General features: G+C 65.3%; 16 protein-coding genes. 5 read left to right on the top strand and 11 right to left on the bottom strand.

All coding sequences use genetic code 11. From position 1 onward, the window contains the following. The first annotated feature begins 147 nt into the window (after nucleotides 1-147). Together ACFDR6_RS15305 and ACFDR6_RS15300 are read left to right on the top strand one after the other, a co-directional pair. Entirely contained in the window at nucleotides 148-1,026 is an 879-nt protein-coding gene (locus ACFDR6_RS15305) for an MJ0042-type zinc finger domain-containing protein (RefSeq protein ID WP_212079820.1), read from the top strand. 50 nt (nucleotides 1,027-1,076) lie between these two features. Further along, the gene (locus ACFDR6_RS15300; protein ID WP_375858766.1) at nucleotides 1,077-1,451 is read left to right on the top strand and encodes a response regulator; all 375 of its coding nucleotides are present in this window, start codon (nucleotides 1,077-1,079) and stop codon (nucleotides 1,449-1,451) included. Between the two features lie 164 nt (nucleotides 1,452-1,615). On the opposite strand, the gene ACFDR6_RS15295 is transcribed toward ACFDR6_RS15300, so the two are convergent. After that, nucleotides 1,616-2,767, bottom strand: a complete 1,152-nt coding sequence (locus ACFDR6_RS15295; RefSeq protein WP_375858765.1) for a DUF4175 family protein — start codon at nucleotides 2,765-2,767, stop codon at nucleotides 1,616-1,618. Then, a complete protein-coding gene (locus ACFDR6_RS15290) occupies nucleotides 2,755-4,704 on the bottom strand; it encodes a TIGR02302 family protein (protein WP_375858764.1) in 1,950 nt (649 codons plus the stop codon). Before ACFDR6_RS15290 ends, ACFDR6_RS15295 begins: the two co-directional genes overlap by 13 nt. Nucleotides 4,705-4,884: 180 nt before the next feature. Between ACFDR6_RS15290 and ACFDR6_RS15285 the strand changes: the two genes are divergently transcribed. Together ACFDR6_RS15285 and ACFDR6_RS15280 are read left to right on the top strand one after the other, a co-directional pair. Beyond that, nucleotides 4,885-5,268, top strand: a complete 384-nt coding sequence (locus tag ACFDR6_RS15285; RefSeq protein ID WP_317242187.1) for a carboxymuconolactone decarboxylase family protein — start codon at nucleotides 4,885-4,887, stop codon at nucleotides 5,266-5,268. A gap of 134 nt (nucleotides 5,269-5,402) precedes the next feature. Then, nucleotides 5,403-6,311: an NAD(P)-dependent oxidoreductase gene (locus ACFDR6_RS15280; RefSeq protein ID WP_375858763.1), complete on the top strand. Its 909-nt coding sequence runs from the start codon at nucleotides 5,403-5,405 to the stop codon at nucleotides 6,309-6,311. A 69-nt stretch (nucleotides 6,312-6,380) separates the two neighbouring features. Here ACFDR6_RS15280 and lysA read toward each other — a convergent pair whose 3' ends face one another. The 3 genes from lysA to argH form a co-directional block, all read right to left on the bottom strand. Next, the gene (lysA, locus tag ACFDR6_RS15275) at nucleotides 6,381-7,646 is read right to left on the bottom strand and encodes a diaminopimelate decarboxylase (protein WP_375858762.1); all 1,266 of its coding nucleotides are present in this window, start codon (nucleotides 7,644-7,646) and stop codon (nucleotides 6,381-6,383) included. Between the two features lie 23 nt (nucleotides 7,647-7,669). Continuing rightward, nucleotides 7,670-7,969, bottom strand: a complete 300-nt coding sequence (lptM, locus tag ACFDR6_RS15270) for an LPS translocon maturation chaperone LptM (protein WP_212079812.1) — start codon at nucleotides 7,967-7,969, stop codon at nucleotides 7,670-7,672. A 93-nt stretch (nucleotides 7,970-8,062) separates the two neighbouring features. Continuing rightward, entirely contained in the window at nucleotides 8,063-9,460 is a 1,398-nt protein-coding gene (argH, locus tag ACFDR6_RS15265; protein ID WP_375858761.1) for an argininosuccinate lyase, read from the bottom strand. A gap of 100 nt (nucleotides 9,461-9,560) precedes the next feature. On the opposite strand from argH, the gene tlpA reads away from it, so the two are divergent. After that, entirely contained in the window at nucleotides 9,561-10,235 is a 675-nt protein-coding gene (gene tlpA / locus ACFDR6_RS15260) for a thiol:disulfide interchange protein TlpA (RefSeq protein ID WP_317242183.1), read from the top strand. Here tlpA and ACFDR6_RS15255 read toward each other — a convergent pair. From ACFDR6_RS15255 to ACFDR6_RS15230, 6 genes are all read right to left on the bottom strand, one after another. Next, a complete protein-coding gene (locus tag ACFDR6_RS15255; RefSeq protein ID WP_212079808.1) occupies nucleotides 10,232-10,426 on the bottom strand; it encodes a hypothetical protein in 195 nt (64 codons plus the stop codon). The genes tlpA and ACFDR6_RS15255 overlap by 4 nt on opposite strands. A gap of 193 nt (nucleotides 10,427-10,619) precedes the next feature. Beyond that, on the bottom strand, nucleotides 10,620-11,501 hold the full coding sequence (locus tag ACFDR6_RS15250; RefSeq protein ID WP_212079806.1) for a 3-hydroxybutyryl-CoA dehydrogenase: 882 nt from the start codon (nucleotides 11,499-11,501) through the stop codon (nucleotides 10,620-10,622). 191 nt (nucleotides 11,502-11,692) lie between these two features. Continuing rightward, nucleotides 11,693-12,637, bottom strand: coding sequence for an electron transfer flavoprotein subunit alpha/FixB family protein (locus tag ACFDR6_RS15245; protein WP_375858760.1), 945 nt, complete (start codon nucleotides 12,635-12,637; stop codon nucleotides 11,693-11,695). Beyond that, complete coding sequence (locus ACFDR6_RS15240) at nucleotides 12,637-13,386, bottom strand: electron transfer flavoprotein subunit beta/FixA family protein (protein ID WP_212079803.1); 750 nt, start codon at nucleotides 13,384-13,386, stop codon at nucleotides 12,637-12,639. Before ACFDR6_RS15240 ends, ACFDR6_RS15245 begins: the two co-directional genes overlap by 1 nt. A 126-nt stretch (nucleotides 13,387-13,512) precedes the next feature. Continuing rightward, nucleotides 13,513-14,085 carry a cob(I)yrinic acid a,c-diamide adenosyltransferase gene (locus tag ACFDR6_RS15235; RefSeq protein WP_375858759.1) on the bottom strand — a complete coding sequence of 191 codons (573 nt, stop codon included), beginning with the start codon at nucleotides 14,083-14,085 and terminating at the stop codon, nucleotides 13,513-13,515. Nucleotide 14,086: 1 nt separating this feature from the next. Continuing rightward, the gene (locus ACFDR6_RS15230) at nucleotides 14,087-14,281 is read right to left on the bottom strand and encodes a twin transmembrane helix small protein (protein WP_212079797.1); all 195 of its coding nucleotides are present in this window, start codon (nucleotides 14,279-14,281) and stop codon (nucleotides 14,087-14,089) included. Between the last annotated feature and the right edge of the window lie 121 nt (nucleotides 14,282-14,402).

Here is a 14,402-nt window from a genome sequence, read left to right as displayed (position 1 = left end):
CAGCTCCGTTCGAGAGGGGGCGGGGTCGCACTGCTGCTCCGCCATACGCGATCAACGGGTTTTGCCGCCGTTATGGTTTCCGGTTCGTTAACGGTCGCGCTGTAGCATACATGGTCAAGTCCTCGGTTCATGCATCAAGGCTCGTCCATGCATATCGTCTGCCCCCATTGTATGACATCCTACGCCATCAAGCTTGCGAGCCTTGGGGCGAACGGACGGGCGGTCCGTTGTTCCCGCTGCAAGGAGACCTGGATCGCCCATGCCGAGGATGCCATCGAGGAGGCATCCGTCCCGGCCATGGCCGCTGCCAGCCAGGCCGACGACCAGTCCGACCTTGCCGAGCAGTGGAACTCCTATGCCAAGGACGACGGGGCGTCTGATGCGCCTGTCGTCGACAGCCCCTCGATCGCCAGCGACTGGCCCGATGAAGAGGCCAAGGAAACCGAGGACGAGTGGTCAGTGGCGGCGCGCGAGGCCGAAGAGGAGGTCGTCGGCGCGCAGCATCAATCCTGGTTCCGCGGCCTGTTCGGCCGCCGCGGCGCGCGGGTCAGCCGCCCGGCCGCCACCATTGCTCCGCGTAAATCCTATTTCGGCCTCCCGACCGCCTGCGCCGCCATGGGCGCGCTGGTGCTGGCGCTGGTCATCTGGCGCGGCGACATGGTGCGGCTGCTGCCGCAGACGGCGGCGTTCTACAAGATGGTCGGGCTCGAGGTGAACCTGCGCGGCCTCGCCTTCAAGGACGTGAAGCTGTCCAGCGAGACAGTGGACGGTAAGCTGGTGTTGGTGATCGAGGGCATGATCGTCGGCGAGGGCAAGAAGCCGCTCGACATCCCGCGGCTGCGCTTTGCCGTGCGCGACGGGCAAGGCGCCGAGATCTACGCCTGGAACACGGTGCTGGAGCAGACCGTGCTGCGGCCCGGCGAGCGCGCCTTCTTCCGCTCTCGCCTCGCCTCGCCGCCGCCGGAGGGCCGCAATATCGACGTTCGCTTCTTCAACCGGCGCGACATCGCCGGCGGCAGCGTATAATCAGCGTGTAGAGTCCCGCACTAGGAAGGTTCGCCCCAGAGACTGATCTGATGCCGAAAATCCTGATTGCCGACGACGAAGATTCGATGCGCACGCTGGTCGCGCGTGCCATCGCGATGGACGGCCACGAGACCGTCACCGCGCAGGACGGCGCCGAGGCGCTGGAGATCCTGACCCGCGAGGGCGGCGCCTTCGACCTGCTGCTCACCGACATCCAGATGCCCGTCATGGACGGCATCGCACTGGCGCTCTCCGCTGCGCGCGACTTCCCCGATCTGACCATTCTGCTGATGACCGGCTTTGCCGACCAGCGCGAGCGCGCCTCGAATTTGAATGCGCTGGTGCACGACGTCGTGACAAAACCGTTCTCGGTCGCCGACATCCGTACCGCCGTAGCGGATGCGCTGGCGGCGAAGAAGGCGTGACGCGAAGCTGCCGCCTCACGCTCCGCTGTCATGCCCCGGCGTGACCGGGGCATCCAGTACGCCGAGGCGGACGCGGTGAGGGCGAGCAGTGCAACGCAGGCTTCTGGAATACTGGATCGCCCGGTCAAGCCGGGCGACGACAGTGAACAAGGGGTGAGTGCGCCTCAAAAATCCTTCAGCAGCCGCTCGATATAATCGAGCTCGATCTGCGGGCGCGAGCTGTCGCCGAGGCGGCGGCGGAGCTCTTCGAGGATGCGGCGGACACGCTGGGCGTCGATCTCGCCGGGGATCTTGACTGAGTAATCGTCGCTGAGATCGCGGCCCTGAAGCGGGCGGCCCAGCGGATCGGTCTGATTGCCGCCGCTCTGCTGACGGCCGGCCCGATTGCCGGGACCATCGCCCTGCCCGTCGCCATCGCCCTGCTGCATCGCCTCGGCCATCTTCTGCGCGCCCTTGCGCATCGCATCGAGCGCCTTGCCCTGCGAATCCACGGCACCGTCGGCATTGCCGTCGCCGAGTTTTGAACCGGCATCACCCATGGCGCCGTCCGCGGTGTCGAGGCTGCCATCGTCATCACCGTCGTCGCCGTCCTGATCTCCGCTCTGGCCCTGATCGCCCTGCTGGCCTTTCTGTCCCTGTTGACCCTGCTGCCCCTTCTGACCCTTTTGTCCCTTCTGCGTGAGACCGCGCTTGGCGAGTTCGTCCTGCAGCTTCTTCAGGCGGTCGCGCAGCGACTGCTGATCCTGCTGGAGGTCCGACATCGACTGGTCGCCCTGCTTGCCGCGCGAGCGGTCACGGCGGGAGTCCTGGCCCTGCTTGAAAGTCTTGTCGCGCAATTGCTGCTGCTTGCGGATCATGTCGCTGAGCTCGTTCAGCGCTTGCTCCATCTCGCTCTCGCCGGATTGCCCGGGCTGCGCCATCTGGAGATTTTCCATGATCTGCGCGAGCTGCTCGAGCATGCGCTGTGCGGCCTCTTTGTTGCCTTCGCGCGCCGCCTTCTCGATCTGCCGCAAGAGATCGTCCAGATCCCGCTGCGTGATGACGGAACGATCGCGACTGGAAGATTGGCTCCTCTCCGTGGCGCGCTTGTATTCCTCGAGCTTCTGGATGGCGTCGGATTGGTTGTTCAGGCTCTTCCCGGACTCCTTCTGCCTCAGGCTGTCGCCGGAATCCTGCATCGCCTTTTCTGCGCTATCGAGCAGCGCATCGGGATCCAAGTCCTGCTGGGCCAGGGCGGGGGGAACGCCTCCCAACAGGAAGGCGAGACAGGCGATCGACATCGCCTTCAAGACTGGCACGCGCGCTAGCTTCCGCATTTCCGGTCCCGCGTAAACTGGTTGGTCTTGTCGTCCCCCGCCTTGTTGGCACGGCTGTTCGCCGACTTTCGATAGGCTTGCAGCTGTTCGCGCAAGACGTCCTGCTGCTGCGCCAGCTCTGCGAGCTGCTCGGGCGTCGCATGCTGGGTCTTCTGTCGCAGCTCGATCGCCTTGTCGAGGATGAGCTGGACCTCCGCGGGGAACGGCTGCCGGGCACCGAGCGGATTCTGCTCGGCGCGCCGGGCGAGATCGCGCACCTTGCCGGCCATGGCCTCACGAAGCTTCTGCGTCAGCACCCTGAGTTCGTCCTCGCTGGCACCGCGTTCCAGCGCCGCCTTGAGCGCGTCCTGCGCCGAGCGCAGCGCGGCGTTGACGCTGCCGGCGACACCGTCATCCTCGATGGTGACCGCGAAGGCCCACATGCTCGCCACGACATTGCGCAGAGCATCGTCGGTGCGGGCAGCCTCGAGCTGGGTCGCCAGGCTCCGGAGGCCGAGATAGCAGCCGGCATCCGGCGTGAACAATTCGGGTGCGATCATCAGCGCGTCGAGCGCGGTGTAGACGTCGGAATTCCTGTTGGCGTCGAGCGCGAGGATGCGGCGTTGCTCGATCAGCGCGCGCGCGAGCGAGTTGGTGAACAGACGCTCGGGCAGGCGCATGTTGAAGGGTTCGCTTCTGGCCTCGTTGCCGGCCTCGTCCTTGGCGGTCAGGGTCAGCGTGACGTCGGCGCCGGCATAGGGGTTCTCGCTGAGGTCCTTCACCGTCTGGCCGACGCCGTTGCGGGTGCGCGCGTTCGGCAGCACCAGCGGAAATTGCGGCGGCTCGAACAACGGCCGCGCCGCGGCTTTGCCGTCGGAATCCTTGCTGCCATCCTTGACAGCATCCTTGGTCTCGGCGGGGCGCAAGGCGATGTGCGCATCGGCGCCGGTGACGCCGTAATCGTCTTCGATCTTGTAGGAGAGCTGCAGCCCGCCGCGCGCCTGGCGCTCGGGATCCTTGGCGAGCGCAATGGTCGGCGCACGGTCTGGCGTCGCCGCGAACGCCCATTGCGGCTGGCCGGAGGGCGCGCGGACACGCGCGGTGCCGTCGCCGGTGATGGCAAAATGCTTCTCGTTGGTGCCCTTCGGTGCGGCCTCCGCGGGAGCGACCTCCTTGAGGCCGCCGGAGACGGCGACATCCAGGCTGCCGCCGGAAGAGCGCACGATCAGGGTCGAGCCTGCGGGAACGGCAAGCGGGCCGGAAGCCGGCAGCGCTGCAGCCTCCCTATTGGCGGCCGACAGGATGACCGGCGGCTTGCCGGTGTAGAGCGGCGGGGTGACCCAGGCATCGACGCGAACATTCGCCGGCGCCAGCACGCCGTTCCAGTCGAAGGCGGCCCCGAGCCGCATCGCGCGCTCGTCGCCGGCGGCGAAGAAGGTCGCGACCAGCGTCACCATGACGAGGGCACGCAGCGCCCAGGGATCATGGAGCGCAAGGCGCGGATGGGGCAGACCGGCGCGGATGCGCTTGATCGAGGCCAGCGTACGCTCGCGCTGCGCCTGCCACAGCGCCTGTGCGACCGGATCATGCGAGGACAGCGTGTCGGTCAGCGTGGTCGCCGGGCGGTGACGGATGCCGGAGCCACGATCGAGCCGGGCCAGCGCCTCGTCGCGGCTCGGCCAGCGGAAGCGAATCAGGGGCAGCAGGACGGCGATCGCAATCCCGGCGAAAACGACGAGACCGATGGTCCGGGCGATAAAGGGCAGGACCAGCCACAGGCCGGCCCAGGACACCACCAGGAATAGGCCGACGACAGTCAGAAGCCGCGCCAGATTTGGCCAGGCACGCTCCCACGCGATGGCATAGGTGGCCCGGTCGAGGGCCTGCGCCAGCTTCAACCGCGACAGAGCGTCACTGTTGCGGATCGGGTCTGACGGGTCGGGGGTGACGCCGTTCAATCAACTCTCCAGGTTGCCCGGTAGAGAGGAGCCTATCACAACGGCAGCACTGAGGCATCCATTCCCGTACGGGAGACACCCCTTTTCCCGCATAACACGAGGACGTGACTGGGGCCGTCCAACCCCGTAATTTCCGCGCGCCGCCACCTCCGAGAAGCGCAAGAAAGCAAGGGAAACGCCATGGACAAGAAAATGCACGACAAGGGCCTGGAAGTCCGCAAAGCGGTGCTGGGCGAGACCTATGTCAACAACGCCCTGAAGAACGTCGATGATTTCAACCGTCCGTTCCAGGAGATGCTGAACGAATATTGCTGGGGCGCGGTGTGGGGCCGCGAGGAGCTGCCGCGCAAGACCCGCAGCATGCTCAACATCGCCATGATCGCGATCCTCAACCGCCAGCACGAGTTCCGCGTACATCTGAAGGGCGCGCTCACCAACGGCGTCAGCCGCGAGGAAATCCGCGAGATCCTGATGCAGGTCGCGATCTATGGCGGCATGCCCGCCGCGGTCGACAGTTTCCGCATCGCGCGCGAGGTGTTCGCGGAGATCGACGGCAAGGCTTGAGCCGAACAAACGGCTTTCAACGTATCGCTCCGTCATTGCGAGCGAAGCGAAGCAATCCAGAAATCCCTCCACGGACACATCCCTGGGTTGCTTCGTCGCTTCGCTCCTCGCAATGACAACAGAAAGGAAACACCATGGACATCGGATTCATCGGCCTTGGAAACATGGGTTTCCCGATGGCGCGGCGGCTGATCGAGGCGGGGCACAGCCTCGTCGTGTTCGACACGCGCAAGGAGATCATGGGCAAGCTCGTTGCGCTCGGCGCTACGCCCGCGACCTCACCAAGGGACGTCGCCGATCGGGTCGAGACCGTCATGGCGAGCCTGCCTTCGCTGCAGGCTTCGCTCGAGGTTGCAACCGGAGCGAACGGCGTGATCGAGGGCAGAAGCGCAAAACGCTTCATCGATCTCTCCACGGTCGGCTCGGCGATGGCCGCGAAGATTCACGGGCTTCTCGCCAAGCACAACATCGTGCAGATCGACTGCCCCGTCTCCGGCGGCGTCGGCGGCGCCGAGAAGGGCACCCTGGCGGTGATGGTCTCCGGGCCGAAGGCGGAATTCGAGCTGCTCAAGCCCGCGCTCGACGTGATCGGAAAAGTGTTCTTCATCGGCGAGAAGCCCGGCGCGGCGCAGACCATGAAGCTCGCCAACAACTTCCTGTCGGCCACCGCGATCGTGGCGACGTCGGAAGCCGTGGTGATGGGCCTGAAGGCCGGGCTCGATCCCGCCGTGATGATCGACGTCATCAATGCCGGCTCCGGCATGAACACGGCGAGCCGCGACAAGTTTCCGCGCGCGGTGCTGCCGCGCACATTCGACTTCGGCTTCGCCACGGGATTGATGGTGAAGGACGTGCGGCTGGCGCTGGAGGAGATGAAGCAGCTCGGCCTGTCGATGGAGGTCGCGGACGCGGTCGGCCGGTTGTGGGAAACCGTAATAGCCGCGGAAGGCGCCGAGTCCGACTTCACCGCGGCCATCAAGCCGATCGAGAAGAAGGCGGGCGTGGTGGTGGGTGGAGCGAAGAGTGGAGTGACGGGGAAATAGCCGTCGCAATCTCCGCTGTCGTCCCGGGGCGCGCAACGCGCGAACGCGCTTGAGCTTTCTCTCAACGCCTCACAGCCACGGCGCGGGCGTATCCATCGCGATCAGCTGCTCGACCTCCACGCGCGGGCGCACCACGGCGTACTGATCGTCCTTCACCAGCACCTCCGGCACCAGCGGCCGGGTGTTGTACGTGCCGGCTTGCACCGCGCCGTAGGCGCCCGCGGTCATGATGGCGAGGAGATCGCCGGGCGCGGGTGTCGGCAGCGTACGATCAAGCGCGAGATAGTCGCCGGTCTCGCAGACCGGGCCGACGACATCGGCAACGATGGTGGCGGCACCCGCGGCCGGCTGCTTCACCGGCAGGATGTCGTGATGCGCCTCGTACAGCGTCGGTCGGATGAGGTCGTTCATCGCAGCGTCGATGATGACGAAATTCTTGCCGTCGCCGTGCTTCACATAGATCACCTTGGCGACCAGGATGCCGGCATTGCCGACGATCATGCGGCCCGGCTCGAACATCAAGGTGCAGCCGAGATTGTGGCTGACGCGCCTGACCATGGCGGCATAGGCGGCTGGCGCCGGCGGCGCCTCGCGGTCCATGTAATAGGGAATGCCGAGACCGCCGCCGAAGTCGACATGCGAGATGTTGTGGCCGTCGGCGCGCAGCGTCTGCACGAACTCGGAGAGGATGCGGAACGCGGTCTCCATGCCGGAAAGGTCGGTGATCTGGCTGCCGATATGCACGTCGGTCCCGGTCACCTCGATGCCCGGGAGTTTCGCGGCGCGGGCATAGACCTCGCGGGCATGCACGATCGGGATGCCGAACTTGTTCTCGGACTTGCCGGTCGAGATCTTGGCGTGGGTGCCGGCATCGACATCGGGGTTGACCCGGAGCGAGATGCGCGCGGTCTTGCCCATCTCGGTCGCAACGCGCGACAGCAGCTCGAGCTCCGGCTCGGATTCGACGTTGAGGCAGAGAATATCGGCGGCGAGCGCGGCGCGCAGTTCGGTTTCGGTCTTGCCGACGCCGGAGAACAGGATCTTGTTTGGTGGAATGCCGGCAGCCAGCGCGCGCTTCAATTCGCCGCCTGAGACCACGTCGGCGCCGGCGCCCAGCTTGGCCAGCGTACGCAGCACCGACTGGTTGGAGTTCGCCTTCATGGCGTAGCAGACCAGCACCTTTTCGCCGGCGAAGGCCTCGGTGAAAACGCGGTAGTGCCGCTCCAGCGTCGCGGTCGAATAGCAATAGAACGGCGTGCCGACGGATGCGGCCAGCTCGGACAGGTTCACCGCCTCGGCGTGCAGTACGCCGTTGCGATAGTCGAAATGGTTCATGACTCGGGCTCGGTTGTCCCGGCTTATTTCTTGCCGGGAGGTTCGTCCAGAAGCGGGTCGAGAATAAACGGTTTCTTCCGGCCCTTGGCCGCCGCGGGCTCGGCATCCGCACCTGAGGCTGAGGTGGGATTGAACATGCTCGACGTCTTCTGGGCTGCGGTGTCGGTGTCGACAGGTGCGGCGCCGTTGGCCGTCGGCGCGTTGGTGGCGGTCGGCGGCAGATCCAGCGGACCTTTGCGGCCGCAGCCGGCAAGCGCAAGCGCCGTCAGGCTCAAGACAATGATGGCCCACCCCGAACCGGCCGGGCGAAACTTTGACGTCACGACGAAATCCCCACTACGCGCGGTGCACCATACAGAGATTGGCCTGCTCTGGCGAGAGCCCGATGACCATGAAACATCAGCGAAATTTTACCCTCAGCCCAATTTTCGCTCTTTTTCCAGCCGCTTCAACCAGGCCTTGGCCTGGGCCGTCACGTTCTTCGGCGCGGTGCCGCCGAAGCTGGTGCGGCTCTTCACCGACGATTCGACCGAGAGCACGCCGAACACGTCCCTGGTGATTTTCGACTCGATCGCCTGCATCTCTTCGAGCGGTACCTCATGCAGCGCGACGCCGCCGTCGGCGGCCTTGGCGACGATGCGGCCCGTGACGTGATGGGCCTCGCGGAACGGCATTTTCAGCGTTCGCACCAGCCAGTCGGCAAGGTCGGTCGCGGTGGCATAGCCCTCGCCCGCGGCAAGCTTCATCCTGGCTTCGTCAGGCACGAGGTCGCGGACCATGCCTGTCATGGCGCGGATCGCCAGCGACAGCGCGGCAAAGCCCTCCATGGCGCCCTGCTTGTCCTCCTGCATGTCCTTTTGATAGGCGAGCGGCAGGCCCTTCATCACGATCAACAGACCGTTGAGCGCGCCGATGACGCGCCCGGTCTTGGCGCGCACCAGCTCGGCCGCATCCGGATTCCGCTTCTGCGGCATGATCGAGGAGCCCGTGGTGAACTTGTCGCTGAGCCGGATCAGGCCGACGAGCGGCGAGGTCCAGATCACGATCTCCTCGGCAAAGCGCGACATGTGCACGGCGCAGATCGAGGCGGCCGACAGCGTCTCCAGCACGAAGTCGCGGTCGGACACCGCGTCGAGCGAGTTCGCCATCGGACGGTCGAAGAGAAGCGCCTTCGCGGTGGCGTGGCGATCGATCGGGAACGAGGTGCCTGCGAGCGCGGCGGCGCCGAGCGGCGATTCGTTCAGCCGCTTGCGCGCATCCTGAAAACGGCCGCGATCGCGCGCTGCCATCTCGACATAGGCAAGCAGATGATGGCCGAAGGTCACCGGCTGCGCGGTCTGCAGATGCGTGAAGCCGGGCATGACGGTGCCTGCGTGCTCCAACGCACGCTCGACCAGGGCCTGCTGGAAGGCAGCGAGCGCGGCGTCGGTCTCATCGAGAACGTCGCGCACGTAGAGACGGAAATCGGTCGCTACCTGGTCGTTGCGCGAGCGCGCGGTGTGCAGGCGACCGGCGGCCGGGCCGATCAGCTCGGACAGGCGGCTCTCGACATTCATATGGATGTCCTCGAGCGCGCGCTTGAACGCGAAGTCGCCCTTGCCGATCTCTGACAAAATCGTGTCTAGACCCTTGCCGATATTTTTCGCATCAGAGCCCGTGATGATGCCTTGGCTGGCGAGCATCGCAGCGTGGGCCTTGGACGCGGCAATGTCCTGGGCGTAGAGGTGACGATCGACGTCGATGGAGACGTTGATCTCTTCCATGATCTCATCGGGACGTTCCGAGAACCGGCCGCCCCACATCTTGTTGCTCATGATCCCCTGCTCACGCCTGTCGCTAGCCACGTTTGCTGGCCGCCGCCAGCCATATTAAGAGGCCCCTGATAGCCATATCTGCGACCGGATGACAAACGATATGCTCGACAAGACGCCCTCCGCCACGCGCCGGGTCCCCCTCGTCATCGCCGCCGTGGCGGTCGTGGGACTGGCCGGCTTCGCCGCGCTGTACGGGCTGGGCCTGAGCCGGGCCCCCTCGGGCGATCCGACCTGCAAGGCGGCGGTGGCGACGGCGCAGAAGATCGCCCCGCTCGCCCATGGCGAGGTGGCGGCGCTGACCATGGCGAGCGCCCCGCTGAAGCTGCCCGACCTCGCTTTCGAGGACGCCGACGGCAAGCCGAAGAAACTGTCGGATTTCCGCGGCAAGACGCTGCTGGTGAACCTGTGGGCGACCTGGTGCGTGCCCTGCCGCAAGGAAATGCCGGCGCTGGACGAACTCCAGGGCAAGCTGTCGGGCCCGAATTTCGAGGTGGTGGCGATCAACATCGACACCCGCGACCCCGAGAAGCCGAAGACCTTCCTGAAAGAGGCGAATCTGACCCGGCTCGGCTATTTCAGCGACCAGAAAGCCAAGGTTTTCCAGGATCTTAAGGCTGTAGGCCGGGCCCTGGGCATGCCGACCTCGGTGCTGGTCGATCCGCAAGGCTGCGAGATTGCGACGATCGCGGGGCCGGCGGAATGGGCGAGCGAGGACGCGCTCAAGCTGATCCGGGCGGCAACGGGCAAAGCCGCCGCTGCGCTCCAGGGATATTAAGCGGTGACGTTGAGGTTGCCGCCGACGCCGGCACCGACATTGGCCAGCGAAGGCTGACCGGCACCCATCAGCGTCAGGACGGTGGATTTCTCCATATCCGCGTTCTGCTTGGTCAGCGTCGCCGCAATATTCGACTGCAGCGCGCCTTGCTGAGCGGCCAGCATGGTGCTGACCATTGCCATCATGTCCATTACGCGAACCCTCTTACCGGCCGTAACCTAGGCGCGAGAGGTTAACGCGACATGAAATGTCACAGAGCCGCTCCACGGCAAAAGTGCCGGAGGGTGGGCAAAGCGAAGCGTGCCCGCCAAACCCATCGTGTGATCGAAGAGATATCGTGGGCACGGCGCTTTGCGCCTCTGGCCGCCCTACGGAACCGCCGCCTTACCTCGTCGGAACCGGCTTGGCACCGCGGTAGTCGTAGAAGCCGCGCTGGGTCTTGCGGCCGAGCCAGCCGGCCTCGACGTATTTCACCAGCAGCGGGCACGGGCGGTATTTGGAGTCGGCCAGGCCCTCGTGCAGCACCTGCATGATGGAAAGGCAGGTATCGAGGCCGATGAAATCGGCAAGCTCGAGCGGGCCCATCGGATGGTGCGCCCCGAGCTTCATCGCCGCGTCGATCGCCTCGACATTGCCGACGCCTTCATACAGCGTGTAGATCGCCTCGTTGATCATCGGCAGCAGGATGCGGTTGACGATGAAGGCCGGGAAATCCTCGGAGACCGCGACCTGCTTGCCGAGCTTGGCGACGAATTCCTTGGACGCCTCGAAGGTCTGGTCGTCGGTGGCGATGCCCCGGATCAGTTCCACCAGCTCCATCAACGGCACCGGATTCATGAAGTGAATGCCGATGAAGCGCTCGGGGCGGTCGGTCGCAGCGGCGAGCCGCGTGATCGAGATCGACGAGGTATCGGAGGCCACGATCGCCTCCGGCTTCAACACCGCGCAAAGCTCGTGGAAGATCTTGCGCTTGACCTCTTCCTTCTCGACCGCGGTCTCGATCACGAGGTCGCAATCGGCGAGGTCGTCCAGCTTCTCGGCGGGCGTGATGCGCGCCATCGCCTTGGCCTTGTCGTCTTCGGAGACGGCCTTCTTGGAAACCTGTCGCGCCAGATTGCCGTTGATGGTGGCCATGCCCGACTTCAGGCGGTCGGCCGAGATGTCGTTGAGCACCACGTCGAAGCCGGCCAGCGCCGCAACATGCGCGATGCCGCTGCCCATCTGCCCCGCGCCGATCACGCCGACCTTCTTGATCACTGCCGCCATCTTGTCATCCACCGGAACGGCGCGCATGTCGCGCCTGCCTATCCCCAGAGCCGGGAGGTCCGATTTAATCAGAACCTTGGCTCGAAACCTAGATTGGATCGCCTCCAAGGCGTGCCCCACGCCAAAGAAAACGCCTCAGAAATGAAACACCGGCCGGAGTTTATAGCTCCGGCCGGTGTTTTTGGCTCGTTTTACTTGCCGAGCTTGCCGAGTTCGGCCGTCAGCTCCGGAACCGCCTGGTAGAGGTCGGCGACCAGACCGTAATCGGCAACCTGGAAGATCGGCGCGTCCTCGTCCTTGTTGATCGCAACGATCACCTTGGAGTCCTTCATGCCGGCCAGATGCTGGATCGCGCCGGAAATGCCTACGGCAACATAGAGCTCGGGGGCCACGACCTTGCCGGTCTGGCCGACCTGCCAGTCGTTCGGCGCATAGCCGGCATCGACCGCCGCGCGCGAGGCGCCGACACCGGCCCCAAGCTTGTCGGCGAGCGGCTCGATGTATTTGGCAAAGTTCTCGCGGCTCTGCATGGCGCGGCCACCGGAGACGATGATCTTGGCCGAGGTCAGTTCGGGACGGTCGCTCTTGGCGACCTCCTCGCCGACGAAGGACGACAGGCCGGGATCGGCCGCCGCCGCGACGCTCTCGACCGCGGCGCTGCCGCCTTCGCCTGCTGCGGCGAAGGTGGAGGTCCGCACCGTAATGACCTTCTTGGCGTCCTTGGACTTCACCGTCTGGATGGCGTTGCCGGCATAGATCGGACGCTCATAAGTGTCGGGCGCGACCACCTTGGTGATCTCCGACACCTGCATGACGTCGAGCAGGGCCGCGACACGCGGCATCACGTTCTTGAAGCGCGAGGTCGCGGGCGCGACGATCGCGTCATAGCCGGGAGCCAGCGAGACGATCAGCGCGGCCAGCGGCTCGGCGAGATCGTGCGCATAGAGGTCGCCGTCGGCGAGCAGCACCTTCTTCACGCCGGCAAGCTTGGCGGCGGCGTCGCCTGCGGCCTTTGCGTTCTGGCCAGCGACCAGCACCTCGACATCCGCGCCGAGCGCAGCAGCCGCGGTGAGGGCCTTATTGGTCGCATCCTTGAGCGACGCGTTGTCGTGTTCGGCAATCAGAAGCGTCGTCATCAGAGCACCCCGGCTTCGTTCTTGAGTTTCGACACCAGCTCGGCGACGTCCTTGACCTTGACGCCCGCCTTGCGGCCGGCCGGCTCCGTCGTCTTGAGAACCTCGAGACGCGCGGCAACATCGACGCCGTAATCGGCGACGGTCTTCTCCGCGATCGGCTTCTTCTTGGCCTTCATGATGTTGGGCAGCGAGGCATAGCGCGGCTCGTTGAGACGCAGATCGGTGGTGACGATCGCCGGTCCCTTCAGCTTGACGGTCTGCAGGCCGCCGTCGACTTCGCGGGTGACCTTGAAGTCAGAACCTTCGACCTCGAGCTTCGAGGCAAACGTCGCCTGCGACCAGCCGAGCAGCGCAGCCAGCATCTGGCCGGTCTGGTTCGAGTCGTCGTCGATCGCCTGCTTGCCGAGGATGATCAGGCCGGGCTGCTCTTCATCCGCAACCTTCTTCAGGATCTTGGCAACCGCGAGCGGCTCGACGCTGCCCTCGGCCTTCACCAGGATGCCGCGATCGGCGCCCATGGCAAGACCGGTGCGGATCGTCTCCGACGCCTGCGCCGGTCCAATGGAGACCACCACGACCTCGGTGGCCTTGCCGGCTTCCTTCAGGCGCAGCGCTTCCTCGACCGCGATTTCGTCGAACGGGTTCATCGACATCTTGACGTTGGCGAGTTCAACGCCCGATCCATCGCCCTTGACGCGGACCTTGACGTTGTAATCGACCACCCGCTTTACCGGCACTAAGACCTTCATCGATCCTCTTTCACTCAATTTGGGAGGGGGGTTATCAACTGGCGCGGAACCTAAAGGCCTGATCTGCCCCGGTCAACGCGCGAACGGGCCTAATTTTGGCCTTCTGAAATACGGCCGCTCGATGGGTCAGCGGTTCTGGCCCGGAACCCAGAGCACGTCGCCGGCACCATTGCCATTGACGGCTCGGCTGGCCACGAACAGGAAGTCCGACAGGCGGTTCATATATTGAATGCCAGCCGCGCTGACCGGCTCGCCCGGACGGGCCGCCAGTTCCACGATCACGCGTTCCGCCCTGCGGCATATCGTGCGCGCGACGTGGAGATGAGCCGCGGCCGCCGTGCCGCCCGGCAGCACGAACGAGGTCAGCGGCGCGAGCTTGTCGTTGAGCGCGTCGATGTCGCGTTCGAGCCGCTCGACCTGGCTCGCAACCACCCGCAGCCGCTCCGCTTTGCCTTCGCGCTCGGGCACCGCGAGATCGGCACCAAGATCGAACAGGTCGTTCTGGATCCGGCCGAGCATCGCGTCGAGCTCGGGCATGGCGCCGGTATGGAGCCTGACGACGCCGATGGCAGCGTTGGTCTCGTCGACGGTGCCATAGGCCTCGATGCGATGATCGTATTTCGGACGCCGCTCGCCGGTTCCAAGCGCCGTGGTGCCGTCGTCGCCGGTCTTCGTGTAGATGCGGTTCAACGTGACCATGTCAGCGCCCCATCGCCCAGACAGCAGCCATCGCGATGACGATCGCCACGAACTGAAGCAGGACGCGCCAGCGCATCAGCTTCTGCGAGGTGTTGGGCGAGCCGCCGCGCATCATGTTGATGAGACCGAGCAGCAGCACCAACGCAACGGCGCCGACCGCGATCGGCAGGATGAAAGTAGTGAGGATAGATGCCATTGGGGGGTGATAACACCGTGCGCGCCGGTCCGCCATCTCCCGAGCGTCATTCCGGGGCGATGCGGCGGGACCGAGCAAAGTGAGGCCCGGCGCATCGAGCCCGGAATCCATCGCGCGACTT

The sequence above is a fragment of the Bradyrhizobium tunisiense genome (genome assembly GCF_042263385.1).
Lineage (GTDB): Bacteria > Pseudomonadota > Alphaproteobacteria > Rhizobiales > Xanthobacteraceae > Bradyrhizobium > Bradyrhizobium tunisiense.
This window is presented reverse-complemented; position numbering and strand designations above follow the sequence as displayed.

Excerpts from the sequence above, each read along its gene's own strand:
- ACFDR6_RS15305 (WP_212079820.1), top strand. The coding sequence starts at position 148 with ATGCATATCGTCTGCCCCCATTGTATGACATCCTACGCCATCAAGCTT.
- ACFDR6_RS15300 (WP_375858766.1), top strand. The coding sequence starts at position 1,077 with ATGCCGAAAATCCTGATTGCCGACGACGAAGATTCGATGCGCACGCTG.
- ACFDR6_RS15295 (WP_375858765.1), bottom strand. The coding sequence starts at position 2,767 with ATGCGGAAGCTAGCGCGCGTGCCAGTCTTGAAGGCGATGTCGATCGCC.
- ACFDR6_RS15285 (WP_317242187.1), top strand. The coding sequence starts at position 4,885 with ATGGACAAGAAAATGCACGACAAGGGCCTGGAAGTCCGCAAAGCGGTG.
- ACFDR6_RS15280 (WP_375858763.1), top strand. The coding sequence starts at position 5,403 with ATGGACATCGGATTCATCGGCCTTGGAAACATGGGTTTCCCGATGGCG.
- lysA (WP_375858762.1), bottom strand. The coding sequence starts at position 7,646 with ATGAACCATTTCGACTATCGCAACGGCGTACTGCACGCCGAGGCGGTG.
- argH (WP_375858761.1), bottom strand. The coding sequence starts at position 9,460 with ATGAGCAACAAGATGTGGGGCGGCCGGTTCTCGGAACGTCCCGATGAG.
- tlpA (WP_317242183.1), top strand. The coding sequence starts at position 9,561 with ATGCTCGACAAGACGCCCTCCGCCACGCGCCGGGTCCCCCTCGTCATC.
- ACFDR6_RS15255 (WP_212079808.1), bottom strand. The coding sequence starts at position 10,426 with ATGGACATGATGGCAATGGTCAGCACCATGCTGGCCGCTCAGCAAGGC.
- ACFDR6_RS15250 (WP_212079806.1), bottom strand. The coding sequence starts at position 11,501 with ATGGCGGCAGTGATCAAGAAGGTCGGCGTGATCGGCGCGGGGCAGATG.
- ACFDR6_RS15245 (WP_375858760.1), bottom strand. The coding sequence starts at position 12,637 with ATGACGACGCTTCTGATTGCCGAACACGACAACGCGTCGCTCAAGGAT.
- ACFDR6_RS15240 (WP_212079803.1), bottom strand. The coding sequence starts at position 13,386 with ATGAAGGTCTTAGTGCCGGTAAAGCGGGTGGTCGATTACAACGTCAAG.
- ACFDR6_RS15235 (WP_375858759.1), bottom strand. The coding sequence starts at position 14,085 with ATGGTCACGTTGAACCGCATCTACACGAAGACCGGCGACGACGGCACC.
- ACFDR6_RS15230 (WP_212079797.1), bottom strand. The coding sequence starts at position 14,281 with ATGGCATCTATCCTCACTACTTTCATCCTGCCGATCGCGGTCGGCGCC.